The following is a 17,967-nucleotide window of genomic DNA, read 5'->3' as shown; positions in this document are numbered from 1 at the left end:
CCTCTCGGTATTTTCTTTGGGAGCTATCCTCAGTCCGCCAAAACTGTTAAAGGATAGCTCCTTTTATATTTGCTTACAGATACTTCAATAGAGCTTGTTTAATTTTCTTGAGTCCTTCCTCATGGATTGCTTTGTCTTTTTCTCTGGTGTCATTACTAATGAGGTACTCAAGAGCTTCCTTCTGCTCCCACAACTTTTGCTCTCTTTGTGACATGCCAGTTTCAATCCCTGAGACAGCTCCCTTATTAATAAAGGTTTTCACTTCTCCAATGGATAGTCCCAGCTCTCTAGCTTCCATAATTAACTTGAGCCACTCCTGATCTATCCTCATATGTTCAAATCCTTCAGAGCATTGTACTTGTCGTAATCATCCTTAATTTCTGAACCAAACCAGTGTAAATACTTTTCAGTCGTCTTAATACTTGAGTGTCTTAGCACCTTAGAGAGCGTTGAAATACTCCCTCCTGAAGTTACCCACTTCTTAGCAAAATAGTGTCTGCATGAGTGAGCTGAACAGCGAGTCTCTGGAAACTCCATAACTTGAGCTATTCTCTTGAAGACACACTTGAGACCATTAACAGTGAATTGCTTATTTTGCTGGTTCACAAATACATAAGGAGAAAGATCACCAAACTTGTTAAAACAAAACTCTCTCCAGTACGCTAGCTCCTTCACCAGTGACTCTGAGAGTGGGACTGTCTGCTCTCTTCTGTTTTTACCAAACACTTTCAAGTAACGCTCAATGAGGTCTATGTCAGACCACTTCAAGGAGGTCAGCTCAGAAGCCCTGAGACCTGTCCCAATTAAGGTGACAAAAACAGTGTGGTTACGAATGGCAAAGAGTGTGTGTTCTCTCCTCTTAACCCTGCGTAAGTGTGTAAGTATCTCTTTGACTTCCTCATCAGAGAAAGTCTTTATTTTAATGTCTTCCTTTACTTTCTTGATTGGTGTAGCTGGATTGCTTTCTAAAAGCTCCTCGCTCACCAAAAAGTTAAAGAACGCTTTAAGCTGTCTGTGTTTTGTATTTAATGAGGTGGGGTTATTGTTTCTTTCGTTTCTGAGGTAGGACAAAAAAGCTTTTACTGTCCTTGTAGTAACGTCTTGAATCCTTTGGAGCTGTTGCTCATCAGCCCACTTGAGGAAGGTCTCAAACGTCATCTCGTAAGCCTTGAGGGTATTCTTGGAGAGGTTCTGGTATTCTCGTTCAATAATAAATTCTTTCATGGCATATCTAATTAACATGAAAAAAGCCACCTTCCTAATGAGTTTTTACTCAAAAGAAAAGTGGCTTGTGAGTGTAGTCGTGAGCTAAAACCTTAAAAGGTTCTTTGCAAGACCATTTTACACTCTATATCTTAAAATGCTGTTATATCAAGGCTGGTGATCCGTATTGGGCTCGAACCAACGACCTCTACCCTGTCAAGGTAGCGCTCTCCCAACTGAGCTAACGGATCAATTAAGACATTTATAAATATACATGAAGTTCTAAAGAACTGTCAATCCTTTCATGGGAAAATATTAGAAAAAAGGGCACCGAAACGATGCCCTTTCATTTATCCGATTCGTTCTTCTTTATCTCGCTTTTCACGCTCTTCTTTATCAAGGGATTCTTCTCGATCACGCAGACGATGCGCAAGGCGACTAGATGCATTTGCCGCAATGCTGGCGATGAGATCATCAAGGAAGGTGTGAACACTTTCCCCTACTTTTGTATCAAGCTTTTCGATGATACCAAATTTTTGTTTATCAAGGTGACCGAATGTCGTAACCGCAATACTACCGTAGCCGAATACGGCGCCAAGTGCGATTGTTTCATCAACACCAAATAACCCTTCATCCGTCTCCACAATGGATTGAAGTGGTTCAGAAAGCTTCCCTTGTTCCGCTAGCTTATCTAGTTCAATTCCAACAAGAACCGCATGCTGGATTTCTCGTTTTGTGAGAACAGCCTCAACACTTTCGACACAGTCCTCCATGGAAAGGTCATCTACATATGGGGATTGCATTTCGTAAACAATTTCTGCAATATCCTCGATTGTAACGCCACGTTCTTTTATTAGGGCTTTTGCTGCTGCTTCTGTTTCTCTACTATGGATGCGCTTCTTCATAATAAGACCCCTCTCTGTAAACGATAAATAATTATGTGTTAGAATCATTATATCACTAATGTTTTTTACATTGTCAAACAATCAAACTATTTCAACAATTTTACGGGAGGCACTGCAATGAATCGAGGTACATACAAAGATGAAAGCATCTACAGTCACTATTTAAAAGAAGAAATTCCTTTCCAAGTTTATTTACCATATAATTATTCACCACTATACAAATACTCTTTTCTTATCGCTAATGATGGGAGCGATTACTTTAAATTAGGAAGACTTGGCCGCACAGCCGATGAACTAATTGAAGATGACGAAATTGAAGAGCTCATTATTGTAGGGATTCCCTATAAAAGTGTGGAAGATCGCTGGAGAAAATATCACCCAGACGGAGAGCAGTCAGATGATTATCTTCGTTTTCTTGCGAATGAACTTGTTCCTTATTTAGATGAACAGTATGCTACCTACCATCTTGGTTATGGAAGAGGATTAATTGGGGACTCTTTAGCAGCTACAGTCGCTTTGCGCGCTTCTCTTGACTATCCAAGAACGTTTGGTAGGGCTATCCTTCATTCACCATATGTAGATGAGGCAATCATGAATAAGGTAGAGGACTTTGCTGAGCCTGAGTTGCTATCTCTATACCATATTATCGGAACAGAAGAAACAGAAGTACCTACAACAGATGGGAAAACAAAAAATTTCATTAATCCGAACCGTAAATTAAATAAAATTATAAAGGAAAAAGATTTTGATTATTTCTATGATGAATTCGAAGGCGGTCACCTTTGGAAGAACTGGCAACCGGATATGAAACGCTCTCTTTTACACATGTTTAAACTCTAAGTGAGTCAATCGTTTCTTATTTTTGAATTTTTGGTATAATTATAAATGGAACGTTATATGACTTGTCATTAATGGCAATCGAGTATATTAACCAGGAGGGAATGGAATATGAAATACGGCATTGCAATTTTCCCATCGAAAAAACTAGCAGACGTTGCTAACTCCTTTCGAAAACGTTATGATCCGCACTATGCGCTCATTCCACCACATTTGACTTTACGCGAGGGCTTTGATGCAACGGAAGAAGAGATTCAGAAATTAACACCTGTGCTACACAAAATCTCTGATGAGTCTAAACCTTTTTCAATGCATGTTTATAAAGTAGGATCTTTTAACCCTGTTAACAACGTGCTTTATTTTAAAGTGAAAGACAATGAAGTTCTTGATGATTTGCATAGAAAGTTAAATCCTGAAGAGGCACTTTCGGAACGTGACTACAACTTTGTTCCTCACATTACGATCGCACAGAACCTTTCGGATGATGAACATTCTGATGTATATGGTAGCTTGCAGATGAAAGATGTTAATCACGAAGAAACGATCGATCGCTTCCAGCTTCTTTATCAATTAGAAAATGGAATGTGGACCGTTTATGAAACGTTCCATCTTGGCAAAGTTCGATAATGGAAGTGAAAGTCGTTCAATCGAAGAAAGAGTTGGATGATGCTTTTCAAGTAAGACAGACTGTTTTCGTTGAAGAGCAAAAAGTACCCGCTGAATTAGAAATTGATGAGCACGAGAAACACGCTTATCACTTTGTAGCTTACGATGATCACCAACCTACAGCTGCTGGTCGTTTTAGAGTATTAGATCATATAGCTAAAGTTGAACGAATCTGTGTGCTAAGGGACTATCGTAAAACAGGCCTCGGACAGATTCTAATGAATTCAATTGAAAAACATGCGAAAGAATTAAACCTTAAAGAAATGAAGCTTAATGCACAAATGACGGCTGTGGGGTTTTATGAGAAACTCGGGTACACAACAGTTTCTGGAGAATTTATGGACGCTGGGATACCTCACGTCACAATGATAAAAGCACTATGACACTGGTTTCTAACCAGTGTCTTTTTATTTGTAGCTCCTTCGATTAATAATGTATCCTCTCTCCAACCTGAATATTTTTTCTTAAATATAATCGTATCAACAAAAAATTCTAAAAAACCAATTAAATCATCCTTTTTCGTGCATGCTAAAATTGATGCAAATTGAATTGGAGATGGTGATCTGTGGGTATTGGATCAATTACGTTAGAGCTACTCGTTGGCTTTCTAGCTTTACTCGTACTAACAAAGGCACTTGGTAAAACACAGATTACTCAAATCACACCTTTTGACTTTATCTCATCACTCGTACTTGGAGAACTTGTAGGAAATGCGATTTACGACAAAGAAGTCAATATTTTTTCGATTATCTATGCAGTCCTACTATGGGGTATATTAATTTATATTGTGGAATGGATTACACAGAAATTCAGAGGTACGAGAAGCATTCTTGAAGGAAATCCTTCTATTGTGATCAGCCACGGAAAAATTAATCGGCGTCAACTTCAAAAAAACAAGTTAGATATCAATCAATTACAAAATCTACTTCGACAAAAGGATGTTTTCTCACTTCGAGAAGTTGAATTCGCCATTCTTGAAACAAATGGAAGCATTAGTGTATTAAAGAAGTCAGATTATCAGCAGCCGACAAAACAAGATTTTGATCTTAAACCAAAACAGGGTTATTTATCAGTTGATATTATTTCGGATGGGAAAATCGACTGGGAAAACCTTCATGATGCTGGTTTCAATGAGGAATGGTTGAATAAAGTTCTTAAGGAGCATAACATCGATCATGCTGAAGATTTATTAATATTGGAGTGGCAACAGGATACAGGTGTTTTTCTACAAAAAATAGATAAGGATTAGGCGATCTATACTACCAATCCTTATCCCAATTTTAAATAACGTACATCCTTAATCATATGGATCATTGTGATAGGTAAATGAGATGTTTATGGAAAGAACCACAATCATCTACCTAAACTGTATAATTATTATTCTTGCCATTGGATCAATTTTGGATTAGGATCAAGAATACTTTCATACTGCCCTCTTTTTCCATATACAGCTTCCGGATCTAGTTTAAGATACCGGTTGTATTTCTCTGCTCGCAGTTCTTCGGTAGACCATCCTAAATGCTTAATTCTTAAACAAGATAAGCTATTGGGAAGCTGAAAAATATTCTCAGGATATCTTCCACAATGCTGTTTCTGTTCTTTCCATTTATAAATGAAATCGTTTTTGTATCTTAATAAAAAGGGACGATAAAGATGGTGAGCATTCCATTGTTCATCTTCTCGATAGTTCTTTCCGTCCCACATATCATAAATCCGGAAAGAAAACAGATCAAACTCTTCTTGGTTTGTTAGCGCTCTAAGTTGTTGAGCGACGCCGTCCTCAAACATCTCATCAGCATCCATGTTCAGAATCCAGTCAGGATTTGTTTCAATTGTTTTCTCCCATTGCTGTTTACGGAGAGTGATTTCATTTGAAAATTTGGATTCGCTATTATGAATAAGGGTTAACGGAATATCCTCTAGTATTTTTTTGCAAATTCTAACTGAATTGTCCGTGCTTCCATCGTCTATGATCACAGCCGCATCAATATAATCCAGGTGCTTTCTTAATACATTTTCTAAGTATTTTCCCTCTTCATTTTTAATAACCATAGACAACGTAATTCGTGGTTTTTGAGAAGTTTTCAGTTTCTTATCCGCTACAGGCATTTCAATCACGTCTTCCTCCAAGTAATCATTTACACCTTCAAGGTCCGATTGCCGATAAAGATGATAAGGAGGGTAATGAGTGTCCGCCCATAAAGAAACACCAAGGGCACCCGCTCGAATACAAAAATGACGATCCTCTCCCCAAAATGTTAAATTCGGGATCTTTTTGAAGCATACCCCTTTTTCAAGCGCATTCCTTGAAAGTAATGTACATGCACCAAGCCCGCCTACTTCATAAACACCTGGTTGCCTTAATTGATTGATGAAATCACGATATCGCTGTGCTTCTTCTGAATCGTTTAGTTCTTCACCAGGTTTTTTTTCAAATTGAGTATACTCGTCAGTAAGCCATACTTGAGGTTGTTCCATCGCTTCAGGCTGCCATCTAGTCCAGAATACCTCGGATATAATATCTTTCTGTTGTGCAACTAAATGTTGAATCGTTTCCTTTTGTAAGACAAGGTCTGAATCCACTAGAAAGATATAATCAAATTTATGTTCTTTTGCATGTTCAATCATTGCATCCTTAAATTGAGCGACCTTCCATACAAGGCTTTCATTCCAATAATGTGTCATCTGATTTTTTCGGTACTCTTCTTCAGAATCAATATCCTTAATCATCACTTCCTGCATTTCCTTTTGAAAATCCTTTAACAATAACGTTGATTTCTTATCCTTATTGTCGTTAATAAAATAATAATAAAATGATAACCCTTCTTGATTTAGCCGTTTCAATGACTTCAGAAAATACCTTAGAATCTCAGGATCTTGCCGAATCGGGCTTGCTATTAAAACCTTCTTTTTAACTGAAAGAAGCCTTTTTTCAAGATACTGTTTATTCTGCACATATTTAGAGTCACCTGGTCGAGTAACTCCCGCCATTTCATTATAGTAATAAGCAGTTTCATAATCTCCTAGAACATCATAGCAAACACAAAGTTGAATATACGGAATCCAATTTGAATAGAAACGCTTTTGGGTACCTAAATTATCTTCTTGAATGGTTGTTTTCGTAGCTAATTTATACCAAAATATAGCAGGTTGATAATCCTTCTTTTCAAAGAAATAATTGGCTACCTTACAGCAAAATTCAGGTCTTGGTGTAGTATAAGAAAAAGAATGAAGGATAAAGCGCAAACTGTCTGCCTTCTTACCAAGGGCAGCATAACAGTCAGCAAGCTTTGCACACGTAGCCACATTGTCTTCGATCCAGCCTTTTTGTCCTTCCAAAAATTTCTCATAATACTCAATTGCCGTTTCGAATTCGCTATGGTCTTTAAGCTCATTACCAAAATAATACATATCTCTAGGAGTAAATTGTTCTCCACGTTCTAGCCTTTCTTTATAGATCGTTATATTTCTAGTTGCATCATGATGGATGGGATTATGAAGAACAGAAATCTCACTGTTGATTATATTACCACCAACTTCTAAATACTCATGAACTGCCCCGATCCACTTGAAATGACGCTCTCGCCTTACTAGACGATTTCGCATCAAACTCGAAGTCACATTCCCAAATTCATCTAAGGAAAGGTTGTAGTGCATCCTTACTGAATCGACAGAGGGATCGAGATCGTTCTTCAACTTCTTCAACTTTTGACGGTCTTCTTCTAGAAAGACATCGTCCGCATCAAGCCATAGAATATAATCCATTGTCGCTTTAGAAAAAGCAAAATTACGAGCCTTCGCAAAATCATTTACCCATTTAAAATCATAAATGTTTGCTTGATAACTTTCAGCAATCTCCTTTGTCTTGTCATCGGATCCTGTATCGATAATATTAATCTCATCAACAATGTCATGAATGGAATGAAGACATGTCCCTAATACAGCTTCTTCATTTTTTACAATTAAGCATAAACTGATTGAAACCAAATCTCATTCCTCCTAATAAATAGATCTATTCACTTATTTCAATGGTGGTATAGTTGGTCTTTTATAAATAACGGGACTCCCATGGTTACAAGAGGATGCTATAATGATTTAAACATAATCAGGGGAGTACCCGTTTTAGAAAGTTTATTCAAGTATTAGAGAGCTGTTATTTTTAGCTTCACCAACTTTCAGTTAGTAAAAATGTAGCCGTTACTGTCGCTGTACCTCCCTCCAAATTCACTGCCGCTAGCGTAACAATTTCATTCGTTGGGAGAGTGAAATCTATTAATTCATCCATACCTACTACTCTGCTAACTCTAGAACCACCTGAAGTTGCTCCTTGAAACACTACTTCCCCCGGTGTATATGTTGTGGCCGAATTATTCACCTCTAAAGCCGTCTCGGTATTTGGTATATTCGTATTAGCCGTAGGGAAATTCCCAAATGAACCGTTAATTGTGCCGCCTATTAAGACCTGATAAGCAACATCTAAAGAAGAAATAACCTGAATTCCTTCCAGACTAATTTGAACAGAATTAGCTCTTCCTGATCCTGCTGGAAACACTGATTTTCTCCTAAATGAAATGAGAGGTGTTAACGTTGCTCCAATTCCACTAACCGTCCTTCTCTCAGATGTAACCCTGTATATTGGATTATATCTCCCCACAATCCCGTATTGTCTCCCACCTACAAAAACGGAAAGTGCTGATGCAGTACCATCGTTATCGACCTGCGCTCTTAGTGGAAGATTGGGATCAACAAAACTTGTTTCTCCGGTTGGAGAGTATCTGTGAACCGTAATAACTTCTTGTGCAAGAGTAGTGGGATTTGGCAATACGACTCTAAATTCAATAACTCCATATCCATACCATGTAAAAAGAATTTGAAAGATGTTCCCTTTACTTAGCGAAAGAGTTGTTCCACTAGGACCGCTTCCATCTAACGGATCCACATTCCAGGATGATTGATTAATAACCGTATCGACACCACCTCTTCTAACAGCTACAAAGGTATCTGTTGCATTCCGACCAAAGTAACCCCCGTTGTGATCATCAAACAAACCCCACCTTGTAACTTGTGTACCTGTTGGAAGACTGGGAAGACGGATTCCTATCCCCGCCTCACCAGCATACCCGGGTTCATACCTTCCTCTTAATGCACTATCCAGTGTAGCCGCGTCAGTGCCGCCTGTAGAAGTACTAACGCTATATTCAGTTGCATCATTTGTAACGGTTCCTCCGCCAGTCGTAGTCACAATATCTCTTATAGAAGAAACACCATAAACGGATGTCAATTCTACGATTGGCGTCCTTTCAGCAGTTCGAAGCTCATCAAATTGTGAACTAACATTTGGGCCAATATTAGTAATGTTTATATCCGCCAAAATCAACCCTCCATTCTCTGCAAGTCCTCACCATTCTTCAGTTACTCTGAACGTGGCAACTACGGAACCACTTCCTGTAAATGTTGCAACGGCTAGTGTCACAAATGCGGTATCAGGGAGTTCGAAATCCAACAAGGATGCAGATGCCAGCACTCGATTGTTCCCCTGGGTAGAAGCTGCTGCAAGACCCTGTAAGAGTACCTGCCCGCCTGTTAATGTAGTGGATGTAGTATTTACAAGTAATGCCGTTTCAGAGTTTGGAATATTCGTCGTTACAGTTGGAAAGGTGACAAAGGACCCATTCAGCGTTCCACCGAGTAAAACTTGATAATAAATATCATCACTTGTTACTAGGTCAATCCCCTCTAGTGTTACACTTACTGAGTTAGGCCTACCTGACCCTGCTGGAAATTAAGTCTTACGTTGAAAAGAAATAACGGGTGTTAATGTTGTTGTTGCTGTGATCGTTCGTCGTTCAGATGTGATTCTAAATGTCGGGTTGTAGTTCCCTATAATTGAATACTGCCTGCCTCCAACAAATACCTGCAGCGCACTTGCAGTTCCATCATTATTAATCTCGGCTCGTAAAGGTAAGTTAGGATCAGCAAGACTCGTTTCTCCACTTGGAGCATAACGATTAACGGTTATAACTTCTTGTGCAAGAGTAGTTGGATTTGGAATCACAACTCGAAACTCAATGACACCATAGCCATACCACGTGAAATCTATTTGAAATATATTACCTTTGGATAAATCTAAGGTCGCTCCACTTGGACCGGTTCCATCGAGTGGATCGACATTCCAAGAAGCTTGCGGAATAACCGTATCTACACCGCCTCTCCTAATTCCTACAAACGATGAAGTATCATCCACTCCGAAGAAAACACCATTTTCATCATCAAACAATCCCCACCTTACAACTTGAGTGCCTGTTGGCAGATCAGGAAGACGGACACCAATACCTGCCTCTCCAGAATAGCCAGATTGATACCTACCTTTTTCCGCACTAGACAATATTGCTGAATCAACTCCGCTGGCTGTAGTCGTTAAAACAAACTCAGTATCATTGCTTGAAACGGTTGCACTACCAGTAGTTGAAACAATATCTCGTAAATCAGATAGACCGTAGACGGAAGTCAATTCAATAATAGGCGTTTTGGCAGCCGTTCTTAATTCACTAAATTGTGAACTGACATTTGGACCTACATTTGCAATTGTTACATCTGGATCTATAGTTCCAGTAGGACCGGTTGCACCTGTTTCACCTGTTGCACCCGTTGCTCCGGTTGCACCTGTTTCTCCTGTTTCTCCTGTTTCTCCCGTGACTCCGGTTGCACCCGTTGCTCCGGTTGCACCTGTTTCTCCTGTTTCTCCTGTTTCTCCCGTGACTCCGGTTGCACCCGTTGCTCCGGTTGCTCCTGTTTCTCCCGTGGCTCCGGTTCCACCTGTTGCCCCGGTGGCTCCGGATGCTCCCGTTGCACCTGTTTCTCCCGTGGCTCCGGTTTCACCGGTTGCTCCCGTTTCTCCCGTGGCTCCTGTTGCTCCGGCTGCTCCTGTTTCACCGGTTTCTCCGGTTGCTCCTGTTTCTCCGGTTGCTCCTGTTTCTCCGGTTTCTCCGGTTGCTCCTGTTTCTCCGGTTGCTCCTGTTTCTCCGGTTTCTCCGGTTGCTCCCGTTGCTCCTGTTTCTCCCGTGGCTCCTGTTTCACCAGTTGCTCCTGTTTCTCCGGTTGCTCCCGTTTCTCCCGTGGCTCCTGTTGCTCCCGTTGCACCTGTTTCTCCCGTGGCTCCGGTTTCACCGGTTGCTCCCGTTTCTCCCGTGGCTCCTGTTTCTCCCGTTGCTCCCGTGACTCCGGTTGCACCCGTTGCTCCGGTTGCTCCCGTGGCTCCTGTTTCTCCGGTTGCTCCGGTTTCACCGGTTTCTCCTGTTGCACCTGTTTCTCCCGTTGCTCCCGTTGCTCCTGTTGCTCCCGTGGCTCCTGTTTCTCCGGTTGCTCCTGTTTCACCGGTTTCTCCTGTTGCTCCGGTTTCTCCTGTTGCTCCGGTTTCACCGGTTTCTCCTGTTGCTCCGGTTTCTCCCGTGGCTCCTGTTTCTCCCGTGGCTCCTGTTTCACCAGTTGCTCCTGTTTCACCGGTTTCTCCTGTTGCTCCGGTTTCTCCTGTTGCTCCGGTTTCACCGGTTTCTCCTGTTGCACCTGTTTCTCCCGTTGCTCCCGTTGCTCCTGTTGCTCCCGTGGCTCCTGTTTCTCCGGTTGCTCCTGTTTCACCGGTTTCTCCTGTTGCTCCGGTTTCTCCTGTTGCTCCGGTTTCACCGGTTTCTCCTGTTGCTCCGGTTTCTCCCGTGGCTCCTGTTTCTCCCGTGGCTCCTGTTTCACCAGTTGCTCCCATTTCTCCGGTTGCTCCGGTTTCTCCCGTTGCTCCTGTTTCACCGGTTTCTCCGGTTTCTCCGGTTTCTCCGGTTGCTCCGGTTGCTCCCGTGGCACCTGTTGCTCCGGTTTCTCCCGTTTCTCCGGTTGCTCCGGTTGCCCCGGTCGCTCCAGTGGCTCCACTCAATTGGGCACCTATCAATTCAGAAGAAACCAAACGATGGGCCGTGACCAATTGACCTGCAGCGTTTTTACCCCAGGCAGATACTTCAATATTTTTTTCAGCGGCCCCACCCGTAGTGAAATTAAACTCAAATGCATCAAAATTAGCCGCAAAAGTCTTAGTTATAACTTGATTCGGTGCAATACTGAACAATTCTTGAACATATAAAGTTCTGGTGTTACTTAATATATATCCTTCGATATAGACAGTTCCGTTCAACGTTGAACTTCGATTTGTTATTTTCGCTGAAAACTGTTGTGTTGCTCTGACACCATTTACTGGAGCGTTTTCGATTGGCCCAGTGTATAATATTGGCATTTTACCCCCCTTTTCCCATTAAAAGCTTCACTTCAACCGTTTGTTAAGGAAAGTAAAATTCCGCTATTTAATCTACTTTCAATTCAGATAGAACAAGTCTATGTGCAGGTTGCAATGTGCCGTTCGACTTTCCCCAAACAGATATTCCTGTTTGCGCCATTGCAAGGCCAGTGATATTAAACGAAAATTGATAACCATCAAGATCTGCAAAATAAGTCTTTGAAACGACACCATTCACAGGAATAGTTATTAGTTCTAAGACATACACCGTCTGAGTTCCGTTTAGTTGCTTCCCCACTATTTCTACTGTAGAGGTATTGATAGGACTACGATTCGAAATCTTGATTGTCACCTGTTGCGTTGTCCTGATACCATTAGTAGGTTTATTTTCAATTGGCCCAGTCGTCAAAATAAGCAACTTCTCTCCTCCTTACCCTATTCACTTCAAGCGACTTAATCACCTCACTTGATCCAGATGACCCTATCTGAAGTGAAAATCCCCGCGTCATTTTTGGAAGGTCTGTCATTACTAAGTTGCATCTTAAACAATATATGATGATCTCTTTCTAATATGAGAAAAATTAGCGGAACACCCCTTTACTTCTAATACATACACATATCACACTTAAACCATCGACCATATTATGTAATAAAATATTGAATGATTTCACAACAAAAAAAGAGCAGAATATTCTGCTCTTAGAACCAATTAAAGCCACCTTTGTTCGTATCTTCTGCTTCTTCCCTTTTCTCCTCATCATTCGATCCAAAAAATCCCCAAGGGTCTCGCTTGTTTTCTCTATTTTCTTCTATATCTTCATATCGTTTATGTTCACGGTCATTGCGGATAATAACTTCATTAGCTTTAACGATCAGTTTATCAACGTGAATGACTTGCGGTTTTCTCTTTTTCTCAGACATTCTAAATCCTCCCCCTCTTATCCTCTTACTTCACATTATCCTATGCAAAAGGAGGATAGTGGGTATGGGCGCCATCTATATTAGTAGCTCAAGGCTATTTGATTTGAAACTTTTATTTTATAATTCTCTTTTTGAAAATAAACAAATCCTTCAATAATAACAGGCTCTTTAAATTCAGATTTAATTGGAATTTGAAAACTTTCGATCCCGATCTTATCTCCAGGCTTCAATATCACTGGGTGTAACGGAGAAACCCAAATTTCCCCCTTCTCTTTTGATTTCTCTAACCAATCATGATCAGGAAATACCCACTGAATTCGATCGCTTGCATCAACACCTTTTGTTTCTACATCATCAATGGAATAAATACGCCCTTTTAAGGTAGCTGCTTCTCTCGGCAAAAAGCGAAAGCAAACAAGAGGATTACGCAATTTCGTTGTTCCACAATTTTCAATTTGTAAATCTCCACGAATCATAACCGTCTGTTTATCGCTAATAATTATAGAAGTATTGAAGTAGCTCACAGCGTAAGTCTCAGCTATTTCATCTGTTTCCTTGACTGACTCTGATACTTCTTCGTTCTTTTGATACTGCGCCCGCTTCTCAAGGTTTTTCACTTTTCCTTGATAATGCTGAAGCCGCTTGTCTTTTTCATTGATCTCTATTTGCATCTCTGCAAGAAGGTTTTCATATCCTTGTATCCTTACATCATCTTGCCCAACACTTTTCTTCTCTTCTACTTCTTCCTTAATAAGCACATGCTCTTTTGCCTGGTTTTCAAGCTCTTTTTCTAATAAATTTAACTCTTCCTGCAAATGAGCGATCGTTTTCTCCTGCTCCTTGCTTAACTCGATTTGCTTCTCAAGCGAAGCTAATTGATCGTTCGCAAAAATAAGTTCCTTCTCAAGTTCCAGCGATTTTTCTTGAAAATATTTCGTACGTGAAATGAGACGAGAATAACTCAATTTTTCACCCTGCATGGAACCTCCCCCTCTCTAACCAGCGCTACATTCTATATGTATGAGTGATAGGTCTCTTTTCATAACAAAAAAGTGCAGGATATGATCTCCTGCACTACTGATTTATGACTGTTTCTTGTATTTAATATCATCAAATGTGATGCAATCATCAACGGTAAGATCGCCTTCTTCAACTTCCACAGTTCCTGTATTAAAGACAACTTTTCCTCTACGGTTTAATAAATGCACTTCAAACCACTGATCGTCGTCTGCGTCAACTACAGCAAGTTTAAAGTCAAACGTACGACCGCGATCCGTTACACCGCTACCTTCAACGATGAACTTCAAACCATCTCCACATTCTTCGCACTTAAGAGTATCTTGATCAAAACTCGTTGCAGTGAATGTAAAATCGTTCTTTCCATCGCTTGAGTCTGTGTCATGGAAATTAAGTTTCATAGAGCTTCCAGTAAGACTACAATTATCACAAATGTTTACAAGCAATGTTGCTTTACCAGAATCATCATCACAGTCTATTTCTCCACTCGCTTCCCCACTTAGTGAGCAATCACAATTTGGACGAGGGAAGATGTCTGGACACTGTTCCGGGAATTCAATTGGAGGACACTCATCGATCAAGTCAGGTGCAATTAGATCATTATCACGAGGTGAACAGAACTTCGCAAGAACCTCTAGTTTCACTTCAGCTTCTACTTGAATGTCTACACAGAAAATAACTTCTAGATCAAATGAAGATGGTGCAGGACAGTTTAATAATACAGTTCCTGAAGGAATGCGGCATACAATTTTAGTGATTCGACAGAAGAGATCTGTTCCATTCGGGAAGCATAGCACAAATGATTCAAGAACAGATGCGTTGCAATCGACCTCTGTTACTAAATCGCCATGTCGGTCGACAACCTTCACCTTTACATCAGTTGTAAATAAAAGGTCAACGAGTTGAGCATCTGCAAATCCCCCACCAGGAATTGCTACGCTAACATCCCGTTTTTCTCCAATTTGTTCACAGAAAAAGTCATCTTCTGTATGCTCGCTGCCTGAGAGTGGGAACAAAGGAGGTGCTTCTGGTGTTTTACATACAATACGAAGGGGACGGCGGCTTGGATCTTCCATAGCACATTCGATCTTTTTAAGCTCATGATCTGTAAATTTGATATTCTTCTTTACAGAAAGCTGATCGGTTACCCAATCGTATACTTTTTGAACGCGAATGCACTCATCCTGTAGGCTATTTGTAGCTGTAGGAACGGTGCGTTGCTTATGTTGTTTGTGACCCATATCGTTCCTTCCTTTCTTTCACATGATAGGTTGATTCACTACATACTATGGAATTAGCACAGAAATGCAACAGAAGGAGCTGCCCAAATTTCATATGCGTTTCTCATGGAGAAGAAAGGAGAAGATTTTTTGATAAATCTCATCTGGAAAGATAAAGTGATTTGTAAGCTCTCAAGCGAAGAATTAAATGCGCTATTATTACTTCTCCCATACTGGGGGCTGCAGATGAACGACAATGTTCTTACGATGCCTTTAGAAGGGAAGAAGCTGCATCTCACTTCCGAGTGGAGCCACTATGCTTATTCCCTTATGGAGTTAGTAAGGCATACGGGAATCGATGCTACACATATGGAAGAAAACAGTGACCTATCGATCACAATGGATGTAGCCTCACACCTCGCTTCTCCACTATCCATTTTGATCGGGAACAAAAAAGTACGCCCGAAAGCACTCGACTATAAGAGCCTTGATTTACAAAAAAGAATTCACAAAAATGCCTGGCTTCCTTTCAATGGATCCACAATGACTTGCTTTATTAAAGAAGATGATCATTATACTGCAATTGAATGGATTTCCTATATGATCATTCAGTATTTTATGAAACCCTATTTCAAGCCGGTCCATCACATTTCAATCGGTATGTATGAAAGATTAGTTACAAACGTTTTAGAAGAAGTGAATCCAACGCTTGCATCACATCAAAAAACGGATCACCCTCCGTCTGAGTGGCCAGATGTTCCTGATGCGATCGTTCCTCAACAAAAAACAGAGCAGCAAACGACTTCTCTAAATCAAAATCATCAGCCAATCAACCCTTTTTCTCAGTCCAGTACACTTTTTGAACCATCTCCTTTTGATCCATTTAAGTTTAATCATAAACAGCGGAAAACATCAGTCATTAACCCATTTCATCAGAAGAAGTAATCAACTTCACACCTTACTCTTCCTAACAGAATAAGATGTACAAAGGTATAGAAAAGCCTGTCAGGAGGAGAAAGATGAAGAAAGCAGATATTCAAGAATTATATAAAAAAGTGAAGCGTACAAGAAGAACAAGAAAGTCGCGGCCTACTCAAATAAAAGGATGCCGCACATGTGGCAAAACGAATTGGAAGCCAAATACACAGTAAACGACCGGATTATCCGGTCGTTTTTATTATGGAGTGAACAGCATTCAAAAAGGCGTCGACGCTTCGCTTCCACGTCCATTTCTCTGTTTCTTTCTCTCCATTTAATGCGATCTCTTTTCTTAGATTTGGTTGGCTTAGTAGTGTCATAACGTCTTCTGCTAGTCGATTTTCATAGCGGTAAGAAAGCAGGGAATTCACGCCGTGTTTGCAATAATCTAAATTACCTCCGTTATACGTTGTGACGAGTGCAGCTCCACACTTCATGGCTTCAAGTCCAGGAAGTGAAGCCGTATCATACGTAGAAGAATTGACAAATATGTCTGCTTCATTGTAATGATAAGCCAACTCTCGATCATCAGCCGGTGTGAGATAGCGATATTTCCCTGATGCTTTAATCATTTGAAGCGCTTTAGAAGCAGCCAACTCATTAGGTGGACTAATCAATGTGTATTTGGCGTTGGGGTATGACTTTTGAACTATAGCCAGTTGCTCCAACAGGTAATTTTGCTCACGATGCCAGGAATGACCTCCTTCAGGCCTTCTTAGTATCGCTGTAAGATTAGGGACTTTATTTAATAACCGTGTACCCATATTATAAAATTGGTCACTAATTCCTACAGGTACGATTGAGCCTGTAATGCCATGATTTAATCGAATCAGGTCTTGCTGCCATTTCGATAATACAATGAGGTTTGGCGTTACATGATAACTTGGGAAGGATAATTCTTGTTCAGGTAAAAAGGTTGGTTCATAACACAGACTTATTCTTATGTGAATACCTTTCTTGTTCCTACTAGCGTTTTCTGCGTCGTCAATAAGCGTATAATAGTTCGATACAATAACATCTGCTTTCGGATAAGAAGATTCTGGTATTCCGTATAGCTCTGTCGTTCGTTTGACAGTTGATTTTATTGGATATTCAATCACACCGGTTTTTGGCATCAGAATGATGACTTCATGGCCACGGTCTACGAGACCATTCGTCATTTCAGCCAGCATTCTTTGTGCGCCGCCTTTACATAGAGTAATGATTGGGAAGGTGAATTTCATAATTGCATACGCTCTTTCAGATACGCTTCTTGAAGGAGCATTCTAACTTTCTTTTTCACATGACGAAGTTCTGTTCGAATGGCTTCACTGTGCCGTTGTGTTCCCATCTCACTATGCACCCGGTATTGAACAAGACATTCGTCTATATAAGAAAAGGCATGATCCTTTGCAATACGGGCCCATAAATCATAGTCATGTGTAAAACGTAATGTTTCATCAAATCCATTTAACTTTCGCAACACATCCATTTGGACCATAACTGTACAGCCGTTAATGGCACAACCTTTTCTTAAATGATGCAAAAATGCAAATCGATCCCGGAAAGAAACCCCCACTGATCCGCTTGTTACTTCTCCATATTCATTCATCAAAACATAGGATGAATAACCTATCACGCGATCGGATGCTTCTAAATCATTTACTTGCCGTTCTACTTTATGTGGTAAATAGAAATCGTCAGCACTGAGCCATGTAAAATAATCACCTGTTGCATTAGCAATTCCCGTATTTAACGCCCCTGCTGTCCCTTTATTTCCCTGTTCAATATAGCGAATTCGTCCGTAGTAAGGTTTAATTCTCTCTGTATAGAGCGTTGAACCATCATTAATCACGATCACTTCAATGTTCTTATACGTCTGGGCCAACGCACTTTCAATCGCTGCATCAATATATTCACAGTTATAAAAGGGGATAATGATTGATACTTTCTTCATACTCTCCCT

The 17,967-nt window shown here is 40.4% G+C and carries 19 protein-coding genes and 1 tRNA gene; 6 read left to right on the top strand and 14 right to left on the bottom strand.

The features are described 5' to 3' along the window. Nucleotides 1-73: 73 nt before the first annotated feature. The 4 genes from AC0VYH_RS08955 to AC0VYH_RS08940 all read right to left on the bottom strand — a co-directional run bounded on the left by AC0VYH_RS08955 (nt 74) and on the right by AC0VYH_RS08940 (nt 2,108). On the bottom strand, nt 74-331 hold the full coding sequence (locus tag AC0VYH_RS08955) for an anti-repressor SinI family protein (protein ID WP_475373671.1): 258 nt from the start codon (nt 329-331) through the stop codon (nt 74-76). Then, nucleotides 328-1,242, bottom strand: a complete 915-nt coding sequence (locus AC0VYH_RS08950) for a tyrosine-type recombinase/integrase (protein ID WP_475373670.1) — start codon at nt 1,240-1,242, stop codon at nt 328-330. Before AC0VYH_RS08950 ends, AC0VYH_RS08955 begins: the two co-directional genes overlap by 4 nt. A gap of 136 nt (nt 1,243-1,378) precedes the next feature. Next, nucleotides 1,379-1,454, bottom strand: a tRNA-Val gene (locus AC0VYH_RS08945). 99 nt (nt 1,455-1,553) lie between these two features. Further along, nucleotides 1,554-2,108, bottom strand: a complete 555-nt coding sequence (locus AC0VYH_RS08940; protein WP_194221240.1) for a phosphatidylglycerophosphatase A family protein — start codon at nt 2,106-2,108, stop codon at nt 1,554-1,556. Nucleotides 2,109-2,225: 117 nt separating this feature from the next. On the opposite strand from AC0VYH_RS08940, the gene AC0VYH_RS08935 reads away from it, so the two are divergent. The 4 genes from AC0VYH_RS08935 to AC0VYH_RS08920 all read left to right on the top strand — a co-directional run bounded on the left by AC0VYH_RS08935 (nt 2,226) and on the right by AC0VYH_RS08920 (nt 4,860). Further along, nucleotides 2,226-2,948 carry an alpha/beta hydrolase gene (locus AC0VYH_RS08935; RefSeq protein ID WP_371017504.1) on the top strand — a complete coding sequence of 241 codons (723 nt, stop codon included), beginning with the start codon at nt 2,226-2,228 and terminating at the stop codon, nt 2,946-2,948. Nucleotides 2,949-3,056: 108 nt separating this feature from the next. Beyond that, a complete protein-coding gene (locus AC0VYH_RS08930) occupies nt 3,057-3,572 on the top strand; it encodes a YjcG family protein (protein ID WP_430242043.1) in 516 nt (171 codons plus the stop codon). Further along, nucleotides 3,572-3,994, top strand: a complete 423-nt coding sequence (locus AC0VYH_RS08925; protein ID WP_430242045.1) for a GNAT family N-acetyltransferase — start codon at nt 3,572-3,574, stop codon at nt 3,992-3,994. The genes AC0VYH_RS08930 and AC0VYH_RS08925 overlap by 1 nt, the downstream gene beginning before the upstream one ends. 182 nt (nt 3,995-4,176) lie before the next feature. Continuing rightward, nucleotides 4,177-4,860 carry a DUF421 domain-containing protein gene (locus tag AC0VYH_RS08920; protein ID WP_475367202.1) on the top strand — a complete coding sequence of 228 codons (684 nt, stop codon included), beginning with the start codon at nt 4,177-4,179 and terminating at the stop codon, nt 4,858-4,860. Between the two features lie 128 nt (nt 4,861-4,988). On the opposite strand, the gene AC0VYH_RS08915 is transcribed toward AC0VYH_RS08920, so the two are convergent. The 8 genes from AC0VYH_RS08915 to AC0VYH_RS08880 form a co-directional block, all read right to left on the bottom strand. Beyond that, the gene (locus AC0VYH_RS08915) at nt 4,989-7,598 is read right to left on the bottom strand and encodes a glycosyltransferase (protein ID WP_475373669.1); all 2,610 of its coding nucleotides are present in this window, start codon (nt 7,596-7,598) and stop codon (nt 4,989-4,991) included. A gap of 178 nt (nt 7,599-7,776) precedes the next feature. Next, nucleotides 7,777-8,982, bottom strand: a complete 1,206-nt coding sequence (locus AC0VYH_RS08910; RefSeq protein WP_475373668.1) for a hypothetical protein — start codon at nt 8,980-8,982, stop codon at nt 7,777-7,779. Nucleotides 8,983-9,009: 27 nt separating this feature from the next. Then, on the bottom strand, nt 9,010-9,135 hold the full coding sequence (locus AC0VYH_RS08905) for a hypothetical protein (protein ID WP_475373667.1): 126 nt from the start codon (nt 9,133-9,135) through the stop codon (nt 9,010-9,012). Nucleotides 9,136-9,393: 258 nt separating this feature from the next. Then, nucleotides 9,394-11,886: a hypothetical protein gene (locus AC0VYH_RS08900; RefSeq protein WP_475373666.1), complete on the bottom strand. Its 2,493-nt coding sequence runs from the start codon at nt 11,884-11,886 to the stop codon at nt 9,394-9,396. A gap of 67 nt (nt 11,887-11,953) precedes the next feature. Further along, nucleotides 11,954-12,304 (bottom strand): hypothetical protein, encoded by a 351-nt coding sequence (locus AC0VYH_RS08895; protein ID WP_430242053.1) that lies wholly within the window; start codon nt 12,302-12,304, stop codon nt 11,954-11,956. Between the two features lie 281 nt (nt 12,305-12,585). Then, nucleotides 12,586-12,807: a hypothetical protein gene (locus AC0VYH_RS08890; RefSeq protein WP_475367199.1), complete on the bottom strand. Its 222-nt coding sequence runs from the start codon at nt 12,805-12,807 to the stop codon at nt 12,586-12,588. A gap of 80 nt (nt 12,808-12,887) precedes the next feature. Next, nucleotides 12,888-13,787: a hypothetical protein gene (locus AC0VYH_RS08885; protein WP_475373665.1), complete on the bottom strand. Its 900-nt coding sequence runs from the start codon at nt 13,785-13,787 to the stop codon at nt 12,888-12,890. A 102-nt stretch (nt 13,788-13,889) separates the two neighbouring features. Further along, nucleotides 13,890-15,065, bottom strand: a complete 1,176-nt coding sequence (locus AC0VYH_RS08880; RefSeq protein ID WP_475373664.1) for a BMQ_0737 family morphogenetic spore coat protein — start codon at nt 15,063-15,065, stop codon at nt 13,890-13,892. A 129-nt stretch (nt 15,066-15,194) separates the two neighbouring features. On the opposite strand from AC0VYH_RS08880, the gene AC0VYH_RS08875 reads away from it, so the two are divergent. Further along, complete coding sequence (locus AC0VYH_RS08875; protein WP_430242059.1) at nt 15,195-15,989, top strand: hypothetical protein; 795 nt, start codon at nt 15,195-15,197, stop codon at nt 15,987-15,989. A 74-nt stretch (nt 15,990-16,063) separates the two neighbouring features. Continuing rightward, nucleotides 16,064-16,195 (top strand): hypothetical protein, encoded by a 132-nt coding sequence (locus tag AC0VYH_RS08870; RefSeq protein ID WP_430242061.1) that lies wholly within the window; start codon nt 16,064-16,066, stop codon nt 16,193-16,195. Between the two features lie 9 nt (nt 16,196-16,204). Here the strand turns inward: AC0VYH_RS08870 and AC0VYH_RS08865 are convergent, their stop codons facing one another. Together AC0VYH_RS08865 and AC0VYH_RS08860 are read right to left on the bottom strand one after the other, a co-directional pair. After that, nucleotides 16,205-17,245 (bottom strand): glycosyltransferase family 4 protein, encoded by a 1,041-nt coding sequence (locus AC0VYH_RS08865; protein ID WP_475373663.1) that lies wholly within the window; start codon nt 17,243-17,245, stop codon nt 16,205-16,207. Continuing rightward, nucleotides 17,242-17,958 (bottom strand): glycosyltransferase family 2 protein, encoded by a 717-nt coding sequence (locus tag AC0VYH_RS08860; protein WP_475373662.1) that lies wholly within the window; start codon nt 17,956-17,958, stop codon nt 17,242-17,244. Before AC0VYH_RS08860 ends, AC0VYH_RS08865 begins: the two co-directional genes overlap by 4 nt. Nucleotides 17,959-17,967 lie beyond the last annotated feature (9 nt).

The organism is Anaerobacillus sp. QJM3NY_32 (genome assembly GCF_056173645.1).
Note: the sequence above shows the minus strand (reverse complement) of the source record. Positions and strands in the feature narration are given on the sequence as shown.